The organism is Sphingomonas rosea, assembly GCF_039538065.1.
In the GTDB taxonomy this organism is placed as follows: Bacteria; Pseudomonadota; Alphaproteobacteria; order Sphingomonadales; family Sphingomonadaceae; genus Sphingomicrobium; species Sphingomicrobium rosea.
In genome coordinates this window covers 843543-866504 of sequence record NZ_BAABBR010000001.1, presented here as the reverse complement: position 1 = coordinate 866504, position 22962 = coordinate 843543, and the positions used below count along the sequence as shown (strand labels likewise).

Annotated in this window: 21 protein-coding genes and 1 tRNA gene; 12 read left to right on the top strand and 10 right to left on the bottom strand. The window is 70.1% G+C overall.

From position 1 onward, the window contains the following. Positions 1–128: 128 nt before the first annotated feature. Positions 129–308 (bottom strand): hypothetical protein, encoded by a 180-nt coding sequence (locus ABD693_RS04215; RefSeq protein WP_029941719.1) that lies wholly within the window; start codon positions 306–308, stop codon positions 129–131. A gap of 65 nt (positions 309–373) precedes the next feature. On the opposite strand from ABD693_RS04215, the gene ABD693_RS04210 reads away from it, so the two are divergent. Beyond that, positions 374–1066, top strand: coding sequence for a Crp/Fnr family transcriptional regulator (locus ABD693_RS04210; protein WP_344695754.1), 693 nt, complete (start codon positions 374–376; stop codon positions 1064–1066). Positions 1067–1084: 18 nt separating this feature from the next. Here the strand turns inward: ABD693_RS04210 and ABD693_RS04205 are convergent, their stop codons facing one another. After that, complete coding sequence (locus ABD693_RS04205; protein WP_344695752.1) at positions 1085–1519, bottom strand: hypothetical protein; 435 nt, start codon at positions 1517–1519, stop codon at positions 1085–1087. A 133-nt stretch (positions 1520–1652) separates the two neighbouring features. Here ABD693_RS04205 and polA point away from each other — a divergent pair, with 133 nt between their 5' ends. Together polA and ABD693_RS04195 are read left to right on the top strand one after the other, a co-directional pair. Next, complete coding sequence (gene polA, locus ABD693_RS04200) at positions 1653–4439, top strand: DNA polymerase I (protein WP_344695750.1); 2787 nt, start codon at positions 1653–1655, stop codon at positions 4437–4439. After that, positions 4436–5971, top strand: a complete 1536-nt coding sequence (locus ABD693_RS04195; protein WP_344695749.1) for a lipopolysaccharide biosynthesis protein — start codon at positions 4436–4438, stop codon at positions 5969–5971. The genes polA and ABD693_RS04195 overlap by 4 nt, the downstream gene beginning before the upstream one ends. A 3-nt stretch (positions 5972–5974) precedes the next feature. On the opposite strand, the gene purH is transcribed toward ABD693_RS04195, so the two are convergent. From purH to ABD693_RS04175, 4 genes are read right to left on the bottom strand one after another with little or no spacing between them, the layout of a single operon-like run. Then, positions 5975–7564 (bottom strand): bifunctional phosphoribosylaminoimidazolecarboxamide formyltransferase/IMP cyclohydrolase, encoded by a 1590-nt coding sequence (gene purH, locus ABD693_RS04190; protein WP_344695748.1) that lies wholly within the window; start codon positions 7562–7564, stop codon positions 5975–5977. Positions 7565–7579: 15 nt separating this feature from the next. Beyond that, positions 7580–9217, bottom strand: coding sequence for a heparinase II/III family protein (locus ABD693_RS04185; RefSeq protein ID WP_344695747.1), 1638 nt, complete (start codon positions 9215–9217; stop codon positions 7580–7582). Continuing rightward, on the bottom strand, positions 9214–9876 hold the full coding sequence (rpe, locus tag ABD693_RS04180) for a ribulose-phosphate 3-epimerase (protein WP_344695746.1): 663 nt from the start codon (positions 9874–9876) through the stop codon (positions 9214–9216). The genes ABD693_RS04185 and rpe overlap by 4 nt, the downstream gene beginning before the upstream one ends. 18 nt (positions 9877–9894) lie before the next feature. Continuing rightward, complete coding sequence (locus tag ABD693_RS04175; RefSeq protein ID WP_344697567.1) at positions 9895–11124, bottom strand: RsmB/NOP family class I SAM-dependent RNA methyltransferase; 1230 nt, start codon at positions 11122–11124, stop codon at positions 9895–9897. A gap of 17 nt (positions 11125–11141) precedes the next feature. On the opposite strand from ABD693_RS04175, the gene ABD693_RS04170 reads away from it, so the two are divergent. Next, positions 11142–11309 (top strand): DUF1674 domain-containing protein, encoded by a 168-nt coding sequence (locus ABD693_RS04170; RefSeq protein ID WP_344695745.1) that lies wholly within the window; start codon positions 11142–11144, stop codon positions 11307–11309. A gap of 5 nt (positions 11310–11314) precedes the next feature. On the opposite strand, the gene ABD693_RS04165 is transcribed toward ABD693_RS04170, so the two are convergent. Both ABD693_RS04165 and tsaD read right to left on the bottom strand, forming a co-directional pair. Beyond that, positions 11315–12292: an NAD(P)H-dependent glycerol-3-phosphate dehydrogenase gene (locus ABD693_RS04165; protein WP_344695744.1), complete on the bottom strand. Its 978-nt coding sequence runs from the start codon at positions 12290–12292 to the stop codon at positions 11315–11317. Next, positions 12289–13320 carry a tRNA (adenosine(37)-N6)-threonylcarbamoyltransferase complex transferase subunit TsaD gene (tsaD, locus tag ABD693_RS04160; protein WP_344695743.1) on the bottom strand — a complete coding sequence of 344 codons (1032 nt, stop codon included), beginning with the start codon at positions 13318–13320 and terminating at the stop codon, positions 12289–12291. The genes ABD693_RS04165 and tsaD overlap by 4 nt, the downstream gene beginning before the upstream one ends. A gap of 49 nt (positions 13321–13369) precedes the next feature. On the opposite strand from tsaD, the gene hemC reads away from it, so the two are divergent. From hemC to ABD693_RS04135, 5 genes are all read left to right on the top strand, one after another. Continuing rightward, positions 13370–14293 carry a hydroxymethylbilane synthase gene (gene hemC / locus ABD693_RS04155; protein WP_344695742.1) on the top strand — a complete coding sequence of 308 codons (924 nt, stop codon included), beginning with the start codon at positions 13370–13372 and terminating at the stop codon, positions 14291–14293. Next, positions 14290–14928, top strand: a complete 639-nt coding sequence (locus ABD693_RS04150) for a uroporphyrinogen-III synthase (protein WP_344695741.1) — start codon at positions 14290–14292, stop codon at positions 14926–14928. The genes hemC and ABD693_RS04150 overlap by 4 nt, the downstream gene beginning before the upstream one ends. Positions 14929–14932: 4 nt before the next feature. Continuing rightward, entirely contained in the window at positions 14933–15733 is an 801-nt protein-coding gene (locus tag ABD693_RS04145) for a hypothetical protein (protein WP_344695740.1), read from the top strand. Positions 15734–15801: 68 nt separating this feature from the next. Next, positions 15802–16839 carry a class A beta-lactamase gene (gene bla, locus ABD693_RS04140; protein WP_344695739.1) on the top strand — a complete coding sequence of 346 codons (1038 nt, stop codon included), beginning with the start codon at positions 15802–15804 and terminating at the stop codon, positions 16837–16839. Next, a complete protein-coding gene (locus ABD693_RS04135; RefSeq protein ID WP_344695738.1) occupies positions 16817–17455 on the top strand; it encodes a prolyl hydroxylase family protein in 639 nt (212 codons plus the stop codon). The genes bla and ABD693_RS04135 overlap by 23 nt, the downstream gene beginning before the upstream one ends. A 52-nt stretch (positions 17456–17507) precedes the next feature. Here ABD693_RS04135 and ABD693_RS04130 read toward each other — a convergent pair. Beyond that, positions 17508–17582: transfer RNA gene (locus tag ABD693_RS04130), tRNA-Gly, on the bottom strand. Between the two features lie 155 nt (positions 17583–17737). Here ABD693_RS04130 and ABD693_RS04125 point away from each other — a divergent pair. After that, positions 17738–18646, top strand: a complete 909-nt coding sequence (locus ABD693_RS04125; protein ID WP_344695737.1) for a tetratricopeptide repeat protein — start codon at positions 17738–17740, stop codon at positions 18644–18646. Further along, positions 18598–19284, top strand: a complete 687-nt coding sequence (locus tag ABD693_RS04120) for an LON peptidase substrate-binding domain-containing protein (protein WP_344695736.1) — start codon at positions 18598–18600, stop codon at positions 19282–19284. Before ABD693_RS04125 ends, ABD693_RS04120 begins: the two co-directional genes overlap by 49 nt. Here ABD693_RS04120 and ABD693_RS04115 read toward each other — a convergent pair whose 3' ends face one another. Further along, the gene (locus tag ABD693_RS04115) at positions 19285–20505 is read right to left on the bottom strand and encodes an FAD-dependent monooxygenase (protein ID WP_344695735.1); all 1221 of its coding nucleotides are present in this window, start codon (positions 20503–20505) and stop codon (positions 19285–19287) included. 105 nt (positions 20506–20610) lie between these two features. Between ABD693_RS04115 and ABD693_RS04110 the strand changes: the two genes are divergently transcribed. After that, on the top strand, positions 20611–22953 hold the full coding sequence (locus tag ABD693_RS04110; protein WP_344695734.1) for an FtsK/SpoIIIE family DNA translocase: 2343 nt from the start codon (positions 20611–20613) through the stop codon (positions 22951–22953). Positions 22954–22962: the final 9 nt, after the last annotated feature.

Sequence of the window (22962 nt, the reverse complement as noted above, 5' to 3'; positions counted from 1 at the left end):
ACCCTCTCGACTTGATCACGGCTGGGTGTTTCGCGAGCGCACGAGGTCGAAGCCAGCGCCCCAAGAATGGCCAGGAGACGAGGCCCGCCGCACAAGCGACCGAAATCTTCCTGACCGCCCATCGCCTCTCAGCGCATCTTGGCGATCTTGATCTTGAGGACCTTGGCCTGCGCCTGCGTGCTCTCTTCCGAGCGCGTCAGGGCCTTGGCGATGGCCTTCAGCCCCATGCCCTTGCCCGCCAGCGTGTGCAGCTTGGTGTTCTCGTCGGCGGTCCAGGGCTGACGGTGGCGTTCGAAACGTTCTCCCATGCCGCTTCATCGGCTCCGGCGGCGGCGGTGGCAATCCCTCGGCGGCTTGCGCTAGACCTGCACCCATGAGTTCGAGCCCGCTTGCCTGCGCCTCCTGTCCGGTCCGCGACCGGGCGGCCTGCGCCGCGCTCGACGAGGGCGAGCGGGCGGACCTCGCGCGGCTCGGCCGGCACCGGACCCTCGAAGCGGGCGAGAACCTGTTTGCCGCCGACGCGCCAAGCGACGCCTGCGCGACGCTGGTCCGCGGGGCGCTCAAGATCAGCGCCACCGACGCCGACGGGACCGAGCGGATCCTGAGCCTCGTCCACCCGGCGGGGTTCGTCGGCGAACTGTTCGCGCCGGTCGCGCGGTTCGACGTGGTGGCGCTGACGAAAAGCGAGGTCTGCCTGTTCTCGCGGCGCGAATATGAAGCGGCGGTGGAGCGCTATCCGGCGCTCGCCCGGGCGCTGCTGCGGCGCTCGAGCGAGGATCTGTTCGGCGCGCGCTCGCTGATGGCGATGGTCGGGCGGCACAAGGCCCGCGAACGGGTTGCGGCCTTTCTTCTCGCCATGGGGGAAGCGGCGAGCGATTCGCCCTGCCATCCGGCCGCGCGCTTCGACCTGCCCCTGAGCCGGGCGGAGATGGCGGGGCTGCTCGGGCTCACCATCGAGACGGTCAGCCGGCAATTGTCGGCGCTCGAACGGGACGGGGTCATCCGCCGGCACGGGCTGCGCGGCATCGAACTGGTCGATGCCGCGCGGCTGGGGGTTCCGGCCTGAGATCCAGGCCAAGGTGTGTCAGACCAGCGCCGCGATGGTGGTCGTGGCGATCCCCCAGAACAGGATGCAGGCCGGGAGCAGGAGGACGAGGGTGATCGCTTCGCTCGCCTCGGTCTGGCCGGTGGCGGTGTCGATCCCGACGCTACGGAAATGGGCCCAGTCGAGCGCCTTGTCCCTGCGATCGGGCTTCATCGTCGCCCACTTGGCCGGCACGAAGGCAAAGGCCGCGACGAAGACGACATTGACGACCATCGGCAGGACCAGCCCGTCCGCCGCGAAGCCCACCCACATCACCGCGAGATAGGCGAAGAAGAAGGCGAAGGCGCCGAGCAGCAGTGCCGGCGGAAGGCCGAAATTGCGGTCGGTGCAATAAGGGCGCCGGTCGGTGGCCGCGGGCGGGGCGACGATCTCGCCGCGGGCGGTCAGCAGCTCCCTCGTGACATGGTCGGTCATGGCTCTTCTCCCTGGCTTGCGGGCCAGGGAATAGGACGACGGCGCGGGGTGCGCCTTGACGCTTGTCAAATGGGCGGGCGGTTCGCCGCGCTCGGGTGGATTATGGGAGCGATGTTGCTAAACCCGCCGGCGCATGCCTGACGCCCAGCCCCATCTCTACCTCGTCGACGGGTCGAGCTACATCTTCCGCGCCTATCATCGGCTCCCGCCGCTGACCAACCGCCACGGGATGAACACCGGCGCGGTGTATGGCTATACCGCGATGCTGTGGAAGCTCGCCGAGAGCCTGTCGAAGGCCGACGGCCCGACCCACATGGCGGTGATCCTCGACAAGGGGTCGAGCTCGTTCCGCAACGAGATGTACGACCAGTATAAGGCGCACCGCCCGCCGGCGCCCGAGGACCTCGTGCCGCAGCTCCCGCTGATCCGCGTCGCGACCCGGGCCTTCTCGATCCCCTGCATCGAGGAAGCGGGTCTCGAGGCCGACGACATCATCGCCTGCTACACCGGCGCCGCGCGCGCCGCCGGCTGGAAAGTGACCATCGTCAGCTCCGACAAGGACTTGATGCAGTTGATCGAGGACGATGGCTCGGTCGACATGCTCGACACGATGAACGACCGCCGGATCGACCGCGGCTACGTGGTCGAGAAGTTCGGCGTTCCCCCGCAGCAATTGGGCGACGTGCTCGCGCTGATGGGCGACAGCGTCGACAATGTGCCGGGCGTGCCCGGCATCGGCCCCAAGACCGCGAGCCAGCTGATCCAGGAGCATGGCAGTCTCGAGGCGGTGCTCGCCGCCGCGGAGGGCATCAAGAAGCCCAAGCTTCGCCAGAACCTGATCGAACATGCCGACAATGCCCGGCTGAGCCGCGAGCTCGTCCGGCTGGTGTGCGAGATGACCCTGCCCGAGCCGCTGGAAGCGCTCGAGCTCAAGAACATTCCCGAAGCGCCCTTGCGCGAATTCCTCGAGGAGCAGGGCTGGAAGAGCCTTCTCAACCGGATGGTCGGGCAAGGCTCGCGCCCGTCCGGTGGCGAGCGGCCGGCTGCCACGGCGCCGCGGGTGGCGGGACCGGGCGAACCCGAGACGATCAGCGTCGACCGCGCGGCCTATCTCACCATCACCGACGCGGCGACGCTCGGCGAATGGCTGGCCGAGGCGGCGACGCAGGGCGTGATCGCAATCGACCTTCAGGGCGACGGCGGGCACGGGCTTGCCGAAGGGCTGGCCGGGGTCAGCCTCGCGCTGGCGCCCGGCAAGGCCGCCTACGTGCCGCTCGGCCATGGTGCGACCGACCTCCTCAGCGAAGGCCCGACGCAGCTCGGGCTCGCCGAGGGTCTGAGGCTGCTCCGGCCGTGCCTCGAGGACGACAGCGTCCTCAAGATCGGGCACAATGTGAAGGACCAGCTCAAGCTGCTCGCCGACCACGGCATCGTCGTGGCGCCGGTCGAGGACGTGATGCTGGCGAGCTTCGCGCTCGACGGCGGGCGTTTCGGGCACGGGCTCGACGAGCTGGTGAAGAAGCATTTCGAGCACGAGTGCCTGGCCCTGAAGGCCGTGTGCGGCACCGGGCAGAAGGCGATCCGCTTCGGCGACGCGCCGCTCGGGCCCGCGACCGAATATGCCGCCGAGAATGCCGACATGGTCTGGCGGCTGTGGCAGCGACTGCAACACCGGCTGGCGGCCGAGCATGCGACGCGGGTCTATCGCCTCGTCGACCTGCCGCTGGTGCCCGTAGTCGGGCAAATGGAGCGCGACGGCGTCAAGGTCGACCGCTCCTATCTGGCCGAACTGTCGGGCACCTTCGCCGCCGAGACCGCCAGCCTCGAGGAGCGGATCTTCGCGGCGGCGGGCGGGCCCTTCACCATCGGCTCGCCGCAACAGCTGGGGCAGGTGCTGTTCGACCGCCTCGGCCTCAAGGGCGGGCGCAAGGGCAAGAGCGGCAATTATTCGACCGACCAGGCCGAACTCGAGCGGCTCGAGGCCGACGGGGTCGAGGTCGCGCGGCTGGTGCTCGACTGGCGGCTGCTGACCAAATTGAAGCAGACCTACACCGACGCGCTCCAGGCGCAGATCGATCCCAAGAGCGGCCGGGTCCACACCCGTTACGCACTGGCGGCGGCGCAGACCGGGCGCCTGTCCTCGACCGATCCCAACCTCCAGAACATCCCGATCCGCACCGAGCTCGGTGCCAAGATCCGCAACGCCTTCATCGCCGAGGAAGGCTTCAGCCTCCTGTCGGCCGACTATGGCCAGATCGAGCTTCGCCTCGCCGCGCATATCGCCGACGTGCCGCAGCTGAAGGAAGCCTTCGCGCGCGGGGACGACATCCACACCATCACCGCGCAGGAACTGTTCGGCGACGCCGGCAAGGACAGCCGCGGCAAGGCCAAGACGATCAACTTCGCCATCCTCTACGGCATCTCGAGCTGGGGACTGGCCGGGCGGCTGGGGATCCCGACCGAGGACGCCAAGGCGATGATCGACCGCTATTTCGAGCGCTTCCCCGGCATCAAGAACTACATTTCGACGACGCTGGAGGCGGTCCGCGAGAGCGGCTATTCGGAGACCCTGTTCGGGCGCAAGACGCATTTCCCGAACATCAAGTCGTCGATCCAGAGCCTGCGCCAGGGTGCCGAGCGCGCGGCGATCAATGCGCCCATCCAGGGCACCAGCGCCGACATCATCAAGCGCGCGATGGTCAAGATGCCCGCCGCGCTCGCCGCCGCAGGACTCGAGCGCACGCGCATGCTGCTCCAGGTCCACGACGAACTGGTGTTCGAAGTCCCCCATGGCGACGAGGAACGCGCCGCCGCGGTCATCCGTGACGTCATGGCGACCGCCGCCGAGCCGGTGGTCGCCCTCGACGTGCCGCTGAGCGTCGAAGTGGGCTGGGGCGAAAACTGGGGCGTCGCGCATTGAGCGAGGCCGCCGCGTCCCCCGACAACAAGAACGATCTCGCCGCGCTTGCTCGCGGTGGTCGGATCAACTTCTTCGGCTTCCTGCTGCGCCTCGCCGCGCGCCTGCCGTTCCTGTTCATCGCCGGCCGGCTCTATGGCGCCGAGGCCCTCGGGCGCTTCGCTTATGCGGTGCTGGTGGTCGAGTTCGTCGCGCAGCTGGCGACGCTCGGCCTCAAGCGCGGCCTCGCCGAGCAGCTGAGCAAGACCGACCGGCCCCACGTCTGCATCACCTGGGATGCGCTGCTCGTGGCGTTCGTCGCGAGCCTGATCGGGATGACCATCCTGTTCGCCTTCCCGCAGGCGATGTTCCCCAACAGCGAGATTTACGGCCACGAATGGCTGCTCCCCGTGGCGGTACTGGCGCTGGCGTGGAGCGACGTCATGCTCGCCGCGCTCGCCTATCGCCACGACGTCGGGGCCACGGTGCGGGCGCGCGCGATCGTCGAGCCGTGGACCATCAGCATCGCGGCGCTGATCTTCGCCTTCGTGTCCAAGCGCGACGGCCTCATCTTCGCCTACGCGCTGTCGATGATCGCCGCGCTGATCGCCTCGATCATCCCCTTCCTGCGCACCTACGGCCGGGCGCATGGCTGGCGGCCGCAGCCGGCTGAAAGCTGGCGGCTCGCGCGCCGTTACATGCCGATCGCCGCTGCCGACACGGTCGAGTGGGGAAGCCGCAGGATCGACCTCGCCATCCTCGGCCTGTTCGCCTCGCCCGGCCTCGTCGGCATCTATTATGTCGCACAGAACGTCGCCTCGCTTCCGAGCAAGCTGAAGACCAGCTTCGATCCGATCATGGGCCCGGTGATCAGCCGCAGCCTCGAGGAAGGCGACCGTGTCGGGGTCGCCAAGCAGATCCGGCAGGTCGGCTTCTGGGTGATCGCCGCGCAGGCCGCGGTCGCGCTGGCGCTCGGCATTCCGGGCGAGGGCGTGATGGGGCTCGTCGGGCCGGCCTTCGTCGCGGGCACCGCCGCGCTCTGCTTCCTGCTCGGCGCCGAGGTGATCGCGGCCACCGCCACCACCAGCGAGGCCGCGCTCATCTACATCGCGCGCCACCGCAACATGATGCTCAGCCTCGCCATGCTCGCGCTGCAGGCGGTGCTCACGGTGGCGTTGATCATCCTCTTCCAGCGCCTGGGCTGGCCGCCCGCCTGGCAGGCGACCGCGCCCGCTGTCGCCTTGTGCCTCGCCTTGGTCTTCGCCGCGATCACCAAGGCGCGGCTCGCCTCGCGCCTGCTGGGTGCGCCGGTCTCCGGCTGGCGCTGGCCGCTGGTCTGGGCGGCGGCCGCGGCAGGCGTCGTGGGTTACCTCGTCATCCGCCTGCCCGAATGGCTTGAACTCAGCCTCGGGGTGCCGCTGATTCTCGCGGCCTTCGGCTTCGTCGTCTGGCGGCGTGGCTTCGGGCCCGAGGACCGCGAGCTCTTCCGGATGAAGAAGAAGGATATCGCCGTCGACCTGCCCGCGCCGGGCACGAGCGGAGACGCGCCCCGCTGACCCCTAGTGGCGGAAGTGGCGCATGCCGGTGAAGATCATCGCAAGGCCCGCTTCGTCGGCAGCGGCGATCACCTCGTCGTCGCGCATCGAACCGCCCGGCTGGATCACCGCCGTCGCCCCCGCCTCGACCGCGGCGAGGAGGCCGTCGGCAAAGGGGAAGAAGGCGTCGCTCGCCACCGCCGAGCCGACCGTGCGCGGTTCGGCCCAGCCGAAGGTCTCGGCCGCCTCGCGTGCCTTGGCCGCCGCGATCCGCGCCGAATCGCGCCGGTTCATCTGGCCGGCGCCGATCCCCGCCGTCACGCCGTCGCGGGCGTAGACGATCGCGTTCGACTTGACGTGCTTGGCGACGGTCCAGGCGAAGCGGCAGTCGGCCACTTCGGTCGCGGTCGGCTGGCGCCTGGTCACGACCTTGAGGTCGGAGGGCACGATCACGCCATTGTCGCGGCTCTGGACGAGCATCCCGCCAGCGATGCTCTTCATCGTCAGCCCGGCACGCCGCGGATCGGGAAGGTCGCCGGTCAGCAGCAGCCGGAGGTTCTTCTTCGCGGCAAAGGCAGCCAGTGCTTCCTCGTCGGCATCGGGGGCGATCACGACCTCGGTGAAGATGTCGACGATCGCGCGGGCGGTCGAGCCGTCGAGCGGATGATTGACCGCGACGATGCCCCCGAAGGCCGAGACCGAGTCGCACTGGAACGCAGCCTGATAGGCCTCGGCGAGGCTGGCGCCTTGCGCGACGCCGCAGGGATTGGCGTGCTTGACGATGACGCAGGCGGGATTGCCACCGCGAAATTCGCTGACGAGCTCGAGCGCGGCGTCGGCGTCGTTGAGGTTGTTGTAGCTCAGCTCCTTGCCCTGGACCTGGCGGGCACCTGCGACCCCGGCGGCGCCGCTCTGCGGAAGATAAAGCGCGGCCGACTGGTGCGGGTTCTCGCCATAGCGCAGGCTCGCCGCGCGGGTCAGCGCGACGGGCAGGGTGGCGGGCATGGCCTCGCCCTGATCGGCGAAGGCGAACCAGCTCGCGATCGCGCTGTCATAGGCGGCGGTGCGGGCATAGGCCTTTGCAGCCAGCCGCTTGCGAAGTGCGAGTGACGTCATGCCGTCGTTCGCGTCGAGTTCGCCCAGCAAAGCGGGATAATCGGCGCTGTCGGTGAGAATCGCGACGTAGCGATGGTTCTTGGCCGCCGAGCGAACCATCGACGGCCCGCCGATGTCGATGTTCTCGATCACCGTGTCGCGGTCCGCGCCGCCCGCGACGGTCTTCTCGAATGGATAGAGGTTCACGACCACCAGGTCGATGAAGCCGATCCCGTGGGCGTCGGCGGCGGCGGCATGGCCGGGGTCGTCGCGCACCGCGAGAAGACCGCCGTGGACGGTCGGGTGGAGCGTCTTCACGCGCCCGTCCATCATCTCGGGAAAGCCGGTCAGCTCGCTCACGTCCTTCACCGGATGGCCGAGCTCGCGCAGGCGCGCGGCGGTACCGCCGGTCGAGACCAGTTCGACCCCGCGCTGCACCAGGCCCGAGGCAAGTTCCTCGAGGCCGGTCTTGTCGGACACCGACAGCAGGGCGCGGCGGAGGGGAACGAGATCGGTCATGGCGATGAAAATGTCCTAGCTTGAGCGGCGGAATTGCCAGCCGATCTCGCCGCCGAGGTGCGAGACCTCGCCGACGAGCACGAGCTGGAGGGTGGAACGGAGAGCGCCGGTGCCGTCGACCGCGACGCTTTCCTCAAGGCCGAGCTGGGCGCCGCGGCAACGGAAGTTCCACGGCGGGGCGCCAGGCGAGCGGATCAGCGCGCCCATGCCGTCGGCGGTTGGATCGGCCTCGACTCCGGGCGCGAGGTGGAAGCGGATCGCGAAGGGAACGTCCTCGCGGATCTTGCGGCGACCCTTGGCAATCAGCCGGTCGAGGCCGCGGATCTCCTTGCCGTCGTTGCCAAGGCTGAGGGCGCGGTCGTGGACGAGGCCGAAGCCGCGGACATAACCATCGTGGCTGACCTCGAGCCGGCTCGCGTCATTGTCCTCGCTGCGGGCGACGACGACCTCGGCGACGCCCTTGCCGAGCGAGCCGTCGGGCAGGATCGCGGTCGAATTGGTGTCGGCGAGCGACAGGGTCGAATGGGCGGCGGTGGTCCGGAGTGCGGGCGCAAGGCCCTCGGGCAAGGTGCCGAGCGCAAGGCCAGGTCCGCCACAATTGACGACCAGCTTCTGCTGGCCGTCGCTCATCTCGAAGGCGAGAGTCGAGGCCGATCCGATCCGCGCGAGCTGCCGCGAAGGAGGCGCGGCGGCATCGACGACGATCACGGTGCCGAGCGCGCTCAGCCGGTGATAGCCCCAGCCGCGGGGACTTCGCAGCGGCCGGGCACGAAAGCCGCAACCCTCGACCAGCGCGGCGAGCGCGGCGCGGCTGCCCTCGTTGCCGCCCTGCCAGCTCGACAGGGTCCCGTCGCCCATGGTGACGCCATGAAGCGCAGCGAGCGCGGCGGCGCCGGCATCCTCGAGGCCCTGCGGAAAGTCGTGTCGCGCGGCGGCATAGGCGGCGCGGAGGAGGCCGAGGCGATCGACCAGCAGCGCCTGCTCGGCGGGCGAGCGGCTCATCAGCCCGCCATCGTCATATTGGGCGCTGGCAAGTGCCCGCGACAGCCCGCTTTCGGCCCGGGCGAGCTTCGCGGTGCCCGAGGACAGGAGGAGGCAGCCGGCGGTGAGCCCCGCCCAGGCGGTGATCCGGGGCAGGCCGGGCGGCGCGCGATCGGCCTCGGCAAGGACATGCCGGGTCCCGCGCGCGAGCGTGTTGAGCAGGGCCGAGCGATAATCGGCGTCGCGCCGCGACAGGATGTAGGGCGCGTAGGCGAGCCAGAAGAGCAGCCGCTCACCCCACAGGGCGGGGGCCCATGCCGCGTCGACCTTGCCGCCATGCGCGAGGAGCCAGCGCCCCACCAGATCCTCGGCGAGTGCCGCGCCCTTTTCGCGGGTGGTCGCGGCGGCGAGGTCGCGCAACCAGGAGAAAGTGTGGAGCTCGGCGCCGAGCGGGGTGGCCGGATCGACCGTGGTCCAGTCGAGCTCGGTCAGCACGATCGCCTCGCCGCCATGCAGATACTGGTAGGCGAGCAATTGCGCGCCGCGCGCCTTGCTTCCGACGACATGGTCGCGCGCGACCCCGATCAGGCGCAGCGGCGGCTTGCCGTGGCTGACCAGCCGCTGGAGAAGCGGAACGGCCGCTAGTCGCTGGAGCGCCCCCTTGTCGCTCATCCGGCGCCCTTGAGGGCCGCGATGTTGGCCGCATAGGCGCCGGGACCGCCGCGGAAGGCCGCGGTGCCGGCGACCAGTGCGGTTGCGCCGGCATCGACGCACTGCCGCGCGGTCTCGGCATCGACCCCGCCATCGACTTCGAGCGTGACGTCGAGACCCTGCTTGGCGATCTGCTTGGCGATCGCCTCGATCTTGCGGAGCTGCGAGGCGATGAACTTCTGCCCGCCGAAGCCCGGGTTGACGCTCATCACGAGGACGAGGTCGAGTTCCTCGAGCACATAGTCGAGCATCTTCGCCGGCGTCGCGGGATTGAGGGACACGCCGGCTTTCTTGCCGAGGCCCTTCACGCGCTGGATCGTCCGGTGGAGGTGGGGCCCGGCCTCGGGATGGACCGTGATGATGTCCGCGCCCGCTTCGGCAAAGGCGTCGAGCATCGGGTCGACCGGCGAGATCATCAGGTGGACGTCGAACGGCTTGGCGCTGTGCGGGCGCAGTGCCTTCACCACCATCGGCCCAATGGTGAGATTGGGCACGAAATGCCCGTCCATGACGTCGATGTGGATCCAGTCGGCGCCGGCGGCGTCGATCGCCCGCACCTCCTCGCCGAGCCTGGCGAAATCGGCGGAGAGGATCGAGGGGGCGATGATCGGCTGGGCCATGGGACCGATTAGACGGGCTTACCCCTGTCGGACAAGGCGGGCCGTGAAGAAGCCGTCCATTCCGCCTTCTTCCTCGCGCTCGCCGGGAAGGACTCGGCGCTGTTCGGCGAGGGCGAAGCCGGTCCGGGCGGCGAGGAAGGCGGCGATCCGATCCTCGCCTTCCTCGGGCTCGAGGGAGCAAACGGCATAGACGAGGCTTCCGCCCGGCCGAACCCAGGCCGCCGATGCTTCGAGCAACCGGCCCTGGAGTTCGGCGCTCTCCGCGATGATCCGGGGGCTGGCGCGGAACAGCACTTCGGGGTGGCGGCGGAAGGTGCCCGTCGCCGAGCAGGGCGCGTCGAGGAGGACCGCGTCGAACGGCTCGGCCGGCGCGAAGGCGAGAACGTCCTCGGTGACGATGGTCGCGCCGAGCTTGATCCGGTGGAGGTTGGCGCGAAGTCGCGCGAGACGACTCTCCGACCGGTCGAGTGCGGTGACCTCGTGGCCGGCCGCGGCGATCTGCAAGGTCTTGCCGCCCGGCGCCGCGCAGGCGTCGAGAACGCGCGTCGCGTCCGCCGGGATCATCCGGGCAGGCAAGGTCGAGGACAGGTCCTGCACCCACCAGTCGCCCGCCTCGAAGCCGGGAAGGCCGGTCACCGCGCGGCTGTCGGCGAGGCGGACATGACGCTCGGCGACGACGACCCCGCCTTCCGCCTCGGCGAAGGCCTTGGCGGCGGCATCGTCCTTGAAGCTGAGGTCGAGCGGCGGGCGGCGAACGATGGCGCGGGCGGCCGCAGCCACGGCGGCCTCGCCCCAGGCCTTCGTCCAGCGCTCGGCCACCTCGACCGGAAGCGCGCCTAGGTCGGCGTCGGGGAGGCTGCCGCGAAGAAGGGTGCCGAGCACCCCATGCACCAGCCGGCGCGGACCGCCCTCGACCAGCGGCAGCGCGGTCGCGACCAGCGCATGGTCGGGCACGTGGAGCGCGACTCTTTGGGCGAGCGCGAGGCGCAGCACCATCCGCGCCTTGGAGTCTTCGGGGAGCGCCTGCCGCGTTGCGCCATCGATCAGCCGGTCGAGGAGCGGAACGCGCCGCAGCGTCTCGCCGGCGATCGCCAGCGCCAGCGCCTGGTCGGCGGGGGCGAGCCTGGGGCCGCCCTGGGCTGCCGATTCCATCGTCTGCCCGCCGCGCAGCACGCGGTCGAGAATGCGCAGCGCAGCCCGGCGCGGTTCGACCCCGGCTTCGGACCCTCTTGGCGTCGGCTGTCTCAGCGACCATCTCCCCAATCATGCCGCGTCCAGCCAACCTTCAGCCGCCCGCCTACCTCAGCAAGTCGCCCCCGGTGCCCGAGCCCGAGGCAGTCCCGCCCGCGCCGCCGCCCGCCGGCGACAAGCCGCGGCCCGATCCCACGCGCTACGGCGACTGGGAGAAGAAGGGCATCGCCTGGGATTTCTGATGCGCTCACGCGCGTTCGCCCCGTAAAGGCCGGCTGAGCAGGCGCTCGAGCACCGCATCGACCCCGACGCGGCCCGCGAGCAGGTCGTCCACCGCCGCGACGATCGGCATGTCGATGCCCTGGTCCTCGGCCAGCCGGCGCAGCACCGGCGCGGTGAACGCGCCCTCGGCGACGGTACGGCGATCGGCCATCAATTCGGCCGCGGGTCGGCCCTGGCCCAGCCCTTTTCCGAGCGAGAAGTTGCGTGAGCTCGTCGAAGAGCAGGTCAGCACGAGATCGCCGAGGCCCGACAGGCCGGCCAGCGTCTCCAGCCGCGCGCCATGCGCGAGCCCGAAGCGGGTCATTTCTGCAAAGCCGCGCGCGATCAGCGCCGCCCGCGCATTCTGGCCGAGGCCGCGGCCTTCGACCACGCCGCAGGCGATGGCGAGCACGTTCTTGACCGCGCCTCCGACCTCGGCGCCGGCGACGTCGTCCGAGAGATATATTCGAAACTCGGGGCGGGCGAGGCGGCGGCGGACGATTTCGGCGTCACCCTCGTCCTCGGCGGCCAGCGTCAGCGCGGTGGGAAGCCCTGCGGCCACTTCATGCGCGAAGGTCGGGCCCGACAGCACCATCACCTGCGCCGAAGGGCAGGAATCGCGCGCGACCCGGTGGAGCAATTGTCCCGAACGCTCTTCGATCCCCTTGGAGCAGAGAAGAAGGGCGGCGGCGCAGCGCGGCGCGGCTTCGAGGACGGCGCGCATATGCTGGGCGGGCGTCACCACCAGCCACAGGTCGCAGGCGGCAAGGTCGGCAAGGTCGGCGGTCGGGCGCAGTTGCTCGGACAGCGCGAGGCCGGGCAGGAACAGGCTGTTCTCGCGGCGCTGGGCGATGCTTTCCACCACCTCGGGCTCGCGCGCCCACAGCAATGTCTCGCCGCCCTGCGCCGCCACTTGCGCCAGCGCGGTCCCCCACGCGCCGCCGCCGATCACCCCGACCTTCATGCCTTCACTCCCGCCCCGCGCACGGTCTCCGCACTCTCGTCGAGCGGCCAGCGCGCGCGTGCCGGCGCGTCGAGACCGTCGACGAGGCCGGCAGCGAAGCGCTCCGCCCCGGCCCAGGCGATCATGGCGGCATTGTCGGTGCACAGCCAGCCGGGCGGGACCGAGAAACGGCGGCCCTCGCTGGCGGCCAGCTGCTCGAGCGCGGACCGAACCGAAATATTGGCCGCGACTCCGCCGGCAACGACCAGCGTCGGCGCGTCGCTCTTCGCCAGCGCGATCCGGGTGCGATCGACGAAACAGTCGACCACCGCCTGCTGGAAGCTCGCGGCGATATCCTCGGGCCGGTGCGTGCCCGCGAGGACGGCGCGCTGCACCGCGCTCTTGAGGCCGGCGAAGGAGAAATGCGGTTCGCCGCTCCCGACGAGCGGACGTGGCAGCGGCACCGCCTTGGGATCACCGGAGCGCGCCAGTGCCTCGACCGCCGGTCCACCGGGATAGGGCAGGCCAAGGAGCTTCGCAGCCTTGTCGAACGCTTCGCCCGCCGCATCGTCGATGGTGGTGGCGAGCCGGGAATAATCGCCCACGCCGCGCACTTCGAGCAGCTGGCAATGCCCGCCGCTGGCGAGGAGCAGGAGATAGGGAAAGGCGAGGTCGGGATCGACCAGCCGCGGCGAGAGCGCATGGCCCTCGAGATGATTGACCGCGACGAGCGGCTTGCCGCTGGCGAGCGCGAGGCCCTTGGCGGTGAGGAGCCCGACCAGCACCCCGCCGATCAGCCCCGGCCCCGCGGTTGCCGCAATGGCGTCAACCTCGTCGAGCGCGATCCCCGCCTCGCCGAGGACGTCGGTGACGAGCGAGGGCAGGACCTCGACATGCGCCCGGGCGGCGATTTCGGGAACCACGCCGCCGAACGGCTGGTGCGCCTGGTTCTGGCCGACGACGCGCTGGGCGAGGATCCGGCGGTCGCCGGTGACCAGCGCCACCGCCGTATCGTCGCAGGAGGATTCGAGACCGAGGATCAGCGTCATTGCTTGGGGGCCATTGCCTTGGCGGGCAGGTCTGGCAAGAGTGGTGCCGATGACAGCGCCTCTCATGCTCGGCACCCGGGCCTCGCCTTTGGCCCTCGCACAGGCGCACGCGACCGCCGCCGCGCTCGAGGAAACGCACGGCTGGCCCGCCGGCACGGTCTCGATCTTCGAGGTGCGCACCACCGGCGACAAGGTCCAGGACCGCGCGCTTGCCGAGATCGGCGGGAAGGCGCTGTGGACCAAGGAGCTCGACATCGCGCTGCTGGGCGGGACGACGCGTTTGTCGGTGCACAGCTGCAAGGACGTCGAAAGCGAGCGGCCGTCCGAACTGGTGATCGCCGCCTTTCTCCCCCGCGCCGATGTGCGCGACCGGCTGATCGGTTCGCCGTCGATCGAGGCGCTGAGCCAAGGTGCGAAGGTCGGCACGTCGTCGCCGCGCCGGACCGCGCAATTGCTTCGGATGCGGCCGGACCTGCAGGTGTCGATCATGCGCGGCAATGTCGCGACGCGCCTCAACCGCATCGCCGAGGGCGCCTATGACGCGACCTTCCTCGCCGCCGCGGGGCTCGACCGGCTCGGCATCGACGAGGGTTGCGCGGTCGAGACGCAGGACTTCCTCCCCGCGCCGGGGCAGGCGGCGATCGCGATCGAATGCCGCGCCGACGACGAGGAAACGCGCGCGCTGCTGGCGGCGATCGACCACGTTCCGACGCATCGCGCGGTGCTGGCCGAGCGCGCCTTTGCCCGCGCGGTCGGCGGCTCATGCCATTCGCCGGTCGCGGCTCTGGCCGTGGTCGAGGGCGACGAGCGCATCTGGCTCCGCGCCGAACTCCTCAGCAGCGACGGGACGAGCCACGTCGCCGGCGAGGTCCGGGCCGAGGCGGGCGACGAGGAGGCCGCGGGCGCGGCGCTGGCGGAGGAACTGCTCGGCCGCGCAGGGCCCGACATCAGGGCGCTGTTCACCGGGTCGTGAGGCGGCTCGTCATCCTCCGGCCCGAGCCGGGCGCGTCGGCCACCGCCCGGCGGGCGCGTGAACTTGGGCTCGAGGCCGAGCGCCACCCCCTTTTCGCGATGGAAGCGGTCGCCTGGACGATGCCCGACGGCGCGTTCGACGGCCTGCTCCTGACGAGCGCCAATGCGGTGCGGCAAGCGGGCAGGTTGCCGACGCTTCCCGTGCATGCGGTGGGCGACGCCACCGCCGCCGCCGCCCGCGATGCAGGGGCCGAGGTCGTGACGGTCGGTCGTGGCGGGATCGATGCGCTGCTGGCGGCGCTTCCGGCCGGTCTTCGGCTGCTCCACCTTGCCGGAGAAGACCGCATCGCACCGGCCGCGCCCCGCCAGCAGATCATCCCGGTCACCGTCTACCGCGCGGCGCCGCTTCCGCTGCCCGAGCCGGAGGCGTTTGCGGGCAAGGTGCTCCTCGTCCACTCGCCCGCCGCTGGCCGGCGGCTGGCCGAATTCGACGGCAACCGCCGCGGGATTCGCATCGCGGCGATCAGCGATGCTGCGGCGTTGGCCTGCGGGGAGGGCTGGGCGGCCTGCCTTTCCGCCGAGCGGCCCGAGGACGGCGCCTTGCTTTCCCTCGCCGCCAAGCTGTGCAAGGACTGAAGCCATGAGCAGCGTCGGTCAGTCCCGCGGCATGTCCCTGAGCGCCGTCCTGCTGACGGGGCTGTTGCTGCTGCTGGCCGGCGGCGCGGTGACGATCCTGCTCCTCTCGCGCTATCCCGATGTCGCGCGCTTCGCCGGCTTCACGCAAACCGTTCCCGCCGCCACCCTGTCATCGCCCGCCCCCGCACAGCCGGTGGTCCAGGCCGCGCCGGCCGTGAATTCCGCCGTCGTGCCGCCCGCCACCGAAGCGCGCGTGGCGACCCTCGAGGAACGGCTCGCCCGAGTCGAAAATGCGACTGCTCGCGCCGAGGGATCCGCGGGCCGGGCCGATGCCCTGCTCGTCGCCTTTGCCGCGCGCCGCGCGATCGAGCGCGGAGTGGCGCTCGGCTATCTCGAGCCGCTCCTCGCCGAGCGTTTCGGCGCGGCGCACGCGCAGGCGGTGGCGACCATCGTCACGTCCTCGCGCAAGCCCGTCCGGCTCGACCAGCTGATGGCCGACTTCGCGGTGCTCGCGCCCAAGCTCAAGGCCGCGCCCGAAAGCGCGAGCCTGTGGCAGAGCGTCCGCCGCGAGATGGGCAATCTCGTCAGCATCCGCCGTGCCGACCAGCCGAGCCAGCGCCCCGTCCCGACCTACGACCGCGCCTCGGCCAAGCTTGCCGCCGGGCAGGTCGACCAGGCGCTGGCCGAGGCAATGCGGCTGCCCGGCATCAACGCGGCGCCCAAATGGGTCGCTGACGCGCGCTCCTACGTCGCCTCGCACCGCGCGCTGGACGAGATCGAAAGCGCCGCGCTCCTCCGCCAGTAGAGGCTTGCGCGGCCAAGTCGCTTTTGCGAATCAAGCGGGTAGGTCCGTCGGCGAGGAGGGGAGACGCCATGACGTCACTGCTGAAGCGCCTGTCGCTGGGAGCGCTCGCGCTTGCGGCCCTGAGCGGCTCCGCCCACGCCCAGATGCGCGCCGAGCGCACCCCGCCGGGCCTTACCGAGCGCATCGATGTCCTCGGCCGCGGCTTTGCGGGGCAAGTGGGGATCGCGGTCCAGTCGGTCGACCGCGGCTGGCGCACCGGCTGGAAGGACGAGGAGCTCTACCCCCAGCAGAGCGTCAGCAAATTCTTCGTCGCGCTGACCGCGATGGATGCGGTCGACAAGGGCAGGCTGACCCTGTCGGGCCCGGTCACGCTCACCCGCGACGACCTCACCGTCTTCAACCAGCCGATCGCCCAGCGGGTGATCGCGGGCGGCACCTATACGACCACGGTCGAGAACCTGCTGGTCGACGCGATCACCAAGTCCGACAATACCGCCAACGACAAACTGATGCGGGTCGCGGGCGGGCCGGCGGCGGTGCGCCGCTTCATTGCCGGCAAGGGGCTTGGCCATATCCGCTTCTACGAGGGCGAGCGCGCGCTCCAGTCACGGATCGCGGGGCTGACGTGGAGCCAGAGCTATTCGATCGGCGACGCTTTCTACAAAGCCCGCGATGCGCTTCCGCTGGCGGTGCGGCGAAGCCTGTTCAACCGCTACATCGCCGATCCCTATGATGGCGCCGCCCCCGCCGCGATCGTCGGTACGCTGGCGCGGCTCAAGCGCGGCGAGTTGCTGAGCCCGGCCTCGACCGCACGGCTCCTCACCATCATGAGCGACACGCGCACCGGCAAGAACCGGCTTCGCGGCGGCCTCAAGCCCGGCTGGACCCTCGCCCACAAAACCGGCACCGGCCAGATCCTCGGCGGCGAGCAGGCGGGCTACAACGACATCGGCATCCTCACCGCGCCCGATGGGCGGAGCTATGCGGTGGCGGTGATGATCAAGCGCACCGCGACCCCGCTGATCGTCCGGATGAACCTCATGAACGATGTCGTTCGCGCAGTGATCGCCGCACACGAGGCCGATGGCGGCAGCCTTGTCCTCTAGCGCGGTCGCCACCCGGCTCCGGGCGGCCGCGGGGGTCCAGCGCGTCCCCAATCCGGCGCTCGAACTGTTCATCCGCCGCGATTTCCTCGACGCGGCCGAACGCGCGGCGCTGATCGCGATGATCGATGGGGGACGGCGGCCCTCGACCATCGCCGACGACCGCGGCGAATCGGCGTTCCGCACCAGCGAGACCTGCGACCTTGCCGGCACCGACCCGCTCGTTGCCGCGATCAACGCGCGAATCAGCGATCTCCTCGGTCTCGACGACCGCCTCGGCGAACCGCTGCAGGGCCAGCGCTACGCCCCGGGGCAGGAGTTCAAGCTGCACACCGACACGTTCGAACCGACCGGCGCCGACTTTTTTATCCATTGCGCGGACAGCGGTCAGCGAACCTGGACCGCGATGATCTATCTCAACGACGTTGAGGAAGGCGGCGCGACGCGGTTCAAGACCATCGGCAAGACGGTCCAGCCCGAAGCCGGGAAATTGCTCGCTTGGAACAACCTGCTTCCCGACGGGCGGCCAAATCCGGCGACCCTCCACCAGGGGATGAAGGTCCGGCGCGGAGTCAAATATGTGCTGACCCGCTGGTATCGCGAGCGGCCGTTCGGCTGACGCGCGCTGTCGCGCTTGATCGCGGCGGATGACAGGATCTCGGAAAGATCGCTGGAGCGGGCGAAGGGATTCGAACCCTCGACCCCAACCTTGGCAAGGTTGTGCTCTACCCCTGAGCTACGCCCGCTCTGGCGTTTTGGACGGCGCTGGAGGCCGTCGGGTCGCGGGCCATTAGCAACGGCCTGCGGGGCTGGCAACCCTTAGTGGCTACCTCAATTGCTGCCCTTGGCGATGACGTGGGCTTGGCCCATATGGCTCACGCGTCAAAGAGGACAGAACTGCGTGGCAACAATCGGCATGAGCGAGGACGAACGCGAAGCGATTCGCAGCTTCCAGGAGGGGGTTCTCCAGCCCAGTCTCGAGCATCTCGTCATTCTCGATTTCTGGGCGGAATGGTGCGGACCGTGCAAGCAGCTCGGCCCCGTGCTCGAAAAGGTCGCCGCCGATTATGCCGACAAGGGCGTCCGGCTCGTCAAGATCGACGTCGACGAGGAAAAGGTGATCGCGGCGCAGTTCCGCATCCAGTCGATCCCGACCGTCTATGCGATCTTCGGCGGCCAGCCCGTCGCCGACCTCACCCAATATCGCTCCGAAGGCCAATTGAAGCGCGTCATCGACCAATTGCTCGGCCAGTTGCCGGTCAAGGGCGAAGCGCAGGCGCTCGAGGCGGAGATCGCGCCTTTGGTGGCAATGGGCGACGAAGTGCTGGCGGGCGGTGACGCCGAGCGGGCCGAAAGCATCTTCCGCCAGATCGTCGCCATGGATCCCGATCATCCCGAGGCGGTCGGCGGGCTCGCCCGCGCACTCCTCGCGCTCGGTCGCCACGACGAAGCCCGCGAGTTGATCGACGCGCTGCCCGAAAAGGCCGCGAGCGACCCCGCGATCGCGCGGGCGCGCGCCGGCCTCGACATCGCCGGCGCCGGGCCGGCGGTCGACACGGGCGAGTTCGAGCGGCGGCTTGACGCCAATCCCGACGACCATGGAGCGCGAATGGAGCTCGCCGGCGCGCTGATGGCCGGCGGGCGCCGCGACGAGGCTGCCGACGCCCTGCTTGAGATCGTCCGCCGCGACCGCGACTGGAACGAGGGGGCGGCCCGCGCGCAATTCCTCAAGCTTCTGGAAGCGACCGGTCTAGAGGATCCGTGGGCGAAGGCGCAGCGCCGCCGCCTCTCGGCCCTGCTGTTCACGTGAGCGACGGACCCCTCCGGCTCCCGCTCTTTCCGATTGGGGGCGCGGTGCTGTTTCCGCGCAGCCACCTTCCGCTCCACATCTTCGAACCGCGCTACCGGCAGATGATCGAGGATGCGGTCGCGGGCGGCGGCCTCATCGGCATGATCCAGCCCAAGGCCGCACCCGACGACGGCCTCGGCCAGCCCGAGCTCTATCGGGTGGGCTGCATCGGCGAGATCGTCGGCCTCGAGGAGCTGGGCGACGGGCGCTTCAATATCGTGCTCCAGGGCACCACCCGCTTCACGCTCATCGCCGAGGCCGACACGGGGACCCCCTATCGCCAGGCCGATGTCGTGCCGGGCGGCGATGCCGAGGATGAGCCAGAGGCACTCGCCTCGGTGCTTCGCGCCGCGGTCGAGCAGGAAGCGCGCCTGCTTGGTGACGCCATGGGGCTGACCGTCGACTGGGCCGCGGTCGAGCGGCTCGACGACGAGATGCTGGTCAATGCGATCGCGCAGGTCGCGCCGTTCGACACCGGCGCCAAGCAGGCGCTGCTCGAGGAGGACCGGCTCGATCGACGCGCCGAGCTCCTCATCCAGCTGATGCAGTTCCTGCGGCTGGCACAGGGCGGCGGGGACATGACCCCCCGCATGCAATAGCTAGAGGGTTTCGCCGAGCAGCAGCCGCGGCAGTTCGCCGCTGTTTCCCCGCGCCGCCGCGTTGAGCCTGGCCTTCAATGGCGGCAGCCGGTCGACGATCCCCATCCCGAGCCGGCGGACCGCCGAGGCGGTCTTGCCGGGCACGCCATAGAGTCGCGTCAGCCCGTCGGTCGCCAGCGCCACGCTGAAGGCGTCGAGCGCCCGCCAGCGCTGGTAGCGGGCGAGCAATTGCGCGTCTCCGAGGTCGAGACCCAGCCGCGCGCCGTCGACCAGCACCTCGGCCAGCGCCGCCGCGTCGCGGAAGCCGAGATTGACCCCCTGACCCGCGATCGGATGGACCGCATGCGCGGCGTCGCCGACAAGCGCGAGCCGCCGGTCGGTGATCCGCACCGCATGGTGGAAACCGAGCGGATAGGAGGAGCGCGGTGTCAGCAGCCCGATGCGCCCGAGGAAGCCGCCCATCGCCGCTTGGGCCTCGGCCGCGAACGCCTCGTCCGACAGCGCGAGCAGCCCCGCCGCCTTGTCGTTCTCGATCGACCAGACGATCGCCGAGCGATGCGTCCCGTCCTCGAGGTCGTTCATCGGCAACAGCGCAAACGGGCCGGTCGAATAGAAGATCTCGTAGGCGACATGCTCATGCGGCCGGTCGTGCGCGAGGGTCGAGACGATCGCCGTGTGCCGGTAGGACCAGCGCGCCATGCGGATGCCCGCCGCCTCGCGGCTCGGTGACTGGCGGCCCTCGGCCCCGATCACCAGCGGTGCGGTCAGTTCTTCGCCGTCGGCAAGGCGAACGGTGGCCCGATGGTCGTCTCGGACGACTTCTTTGACCTGCCGCTTCCACATCAGCGTCGCATGGCTCGCCGCTTCGGCCCGCGCAAGAAGGGCGGCTCGCAGGTGGCGGTTCTCGTGCATCACGCCCAAGGGCTCGCCGTCCTCGCCCGGCTCGAAGGTCAGCGAGCCCGGCTGAAGCCCGTCGGCAACGCGGATCGCCTCGATCGGGCAACCCGCTCCGGCGAGATGGTCGAGGACTCCGATGGTCCCGAACATCCGCATGCTCGACGAGGAGACCGCGGTGGTGCGCCCGTCGAAGGCCGCGTCGCGGCGCGTGTCGGGGTCCGCCGGATCGACGATGATGGATTGGAGCCCGGCATGGTCGAGGGCGCTGGCGAGCGCGAGGCCGACCAGGCCGCCGCCGAGGATGATGACGTCGGTGCGTGTCATGGAAGACGCATGTAGGGGCTGATCGTCATGCCGTCATCCTTGACCATGGACTCGGCTGACAGGCACAATGGGGGAACAGATTTGAGCGGGTGGGAATAGACGAGAATGGCAACGGCAGCGGCACGGACCCGGGCGGACCGGCGCGAGCTCGAACCCGACTGGCGTGACCGGTTGGGCGGCGCGGCGCGTGACTTCTCGCTGCGCTTCGTCGGCGCGATCCTGCTCGGTATCTCGGTGGCGCTGGCGATCGCGCTCCTGACGCACGAGCGGACCGATCCGAGTTGGAGCACCGCGGCGGGCGGCCCCGCGGCCAACTGGCTCGGTCTGCCCGGCGCTTATGCCAGCGACCTGCTCTTGCTCCTGTTCGGCCTTGGCGGCGTGGTCCTGCTGCCGGTACTCGGCCTCGCCGGAATCCGTCTCCTCGGCGGCCAGCCCGCGGGCCGGGTCGGGCGGGCGCTGTCGGTCGCTGCGCTCGGCGCGGTGCTCATCGGCATGGCGCTCGGCCTGCTCGTCAATTCGGGCGTATCGGGGCTGCCGGCCGGATGGGGCGGGGTGCTCGGTCTCGCCGGCGCCAATGGCTGGAACGCGCTCCTCGCCATGATCCCCGAGCAGTCGATCGCCGGCCCGAGCCGGATTGCGCTCATCCTCCTGCTCGGCCTCGGCGGACTCGTCCTCGCCTTCATCGCGCTGGCGCTGCGCGACGAGGAGAAGGCCTTCGTCACCGACAAGCTCAAGCGCTCGACCGAGCGGCTCCCCGCACCGCGCCGGACCGCCAGGGAAGAGGCCGAACCGCGGGTCGCCGCGCCGCCCAAGTCGCGGCCCGAGGTGGCGGTCAAGGAGCCGACCCGCTCGATCGCGCCCGCCGCCGCCGAAAAGGTCAAGGGCCGCAAGGGCGCCGCCGGCGCCGCGCAGCAGCAGAGCCTCGCGCTCGGCGACAGCTACGCGCTGCCCCCGATCGACCTCCTCGCTTTGCCTGCCGAATCAGGTCGCAACCAGGTCGATCGCGCGGGCCTCGAGCGCAATGCCCGCCTGCTCGAAAGCGTGCTCGAGGACTTCCACGTCCGCGGCGACATCGTCGAGGTCCGCCCGGGCCCCGTCGTCACCATGTACGAATTGGAGCCCGCGAGCGGAATCAAGGCCAGCCGCGTCATCCAGCTCGCCGACGACGTCGCCCGCAACATGAGCGCACTCTCGGCCCGCGTCGCGACCATTCCGGGCCGCAGCGTCATCGGCATCGAATTGCCCAATCCCAAACGCGAAAGCGTCGCGTTGCGCGAACTCATCGGCAGCCAGGCCTTCGCCGACCAGGCGATGAGCCTGCCCCTGGTGCTCGGCAAGAATATCGCGGGCGACCCCGTCATCGCCGACCTCGCGCCCATGCCGCACCTGCTCGTCGCGGGTACCACCGGCTCGGGCAAGTCGGTCGGCCTCAACTGCATGATCCTCTCGCTGCTCTACCGGATGGGCCCGGACCAGTGCCGAATGATCATGATCGATCCCAAGATGCTTGAACTGAGCATCTACGACGGCATTCCGCACCTCCTCGCCCCGGTCGTGACCGAGCCCCCCAAGGCGATCCGCGCGCTCAAATGGGCGGTCGAGCAGATGGAGGAGCGCTACCGGATGATGGCGAGCCTCGGCGTCCGCGCCTTGAAGAGCTTCAACGACAAGGTACTCGAGGCCAAGGCCCGGGGAACCAAGCTCGGACGCAAGGTGCAGACCGGCTACGACGCCGATTCGGGCCAGCCGATCTACGAGACTGAGGAGCTCGAATATGAGGTCCTGCCGCAGATCGTGGTGGTGGTCGACGAGCTCGCCGACCTGATGATGACCGCCGGCAAGGAAGTCGAATTCCTGATCCAGCGCCTCGCGCAGAAGGCCCGCGCGGCCGGCATTCACCTCATCATGGCGACCCAGCGACCGTCGGTCGACGTCATCACCGGCGTCATCAAGGCCAATCTTCCGACCCGCATCTCCTTCCAGGTGACGAGCAAGATCGACAGCCGGACCATTCTCGGCGAGCAGGGGGCCGAGCAGCTGCTGGGCAAGGGGGACATGCTCTACATGCCCGGCGGCAAGCAAATCCTGCGCGTCCACGGGCCCTTCGTCAGCGACGAGGAAGTGCGCCTGATCGCCGACCATTGGCGCAAGCAGGGGACGCCAGACTACATTAGCGCGGTCACCGAGGAGCCCGAGGATGGTGGCTTCGCCCTCGACGGCGCGCCCGAGGGCGACGACGACCCCGAATCGCAGCTCTACCGCAAGGCGATCCAGATCGTTGCCGAAAGCCAGAAGGCCTCGACCTCCTACCTTCAGCGCCAGCTGCGCGTCGGCTACAACAGCGCGGCGCGGCTGATCGAGCGGATGGAGAAGGACGGTAAGGTCGGCCAGCCCGACCACGTCGGCCGCCGCGAGGTCCTGATGGATACCGACGGGCATCCCTTGTGAGGCAATCCC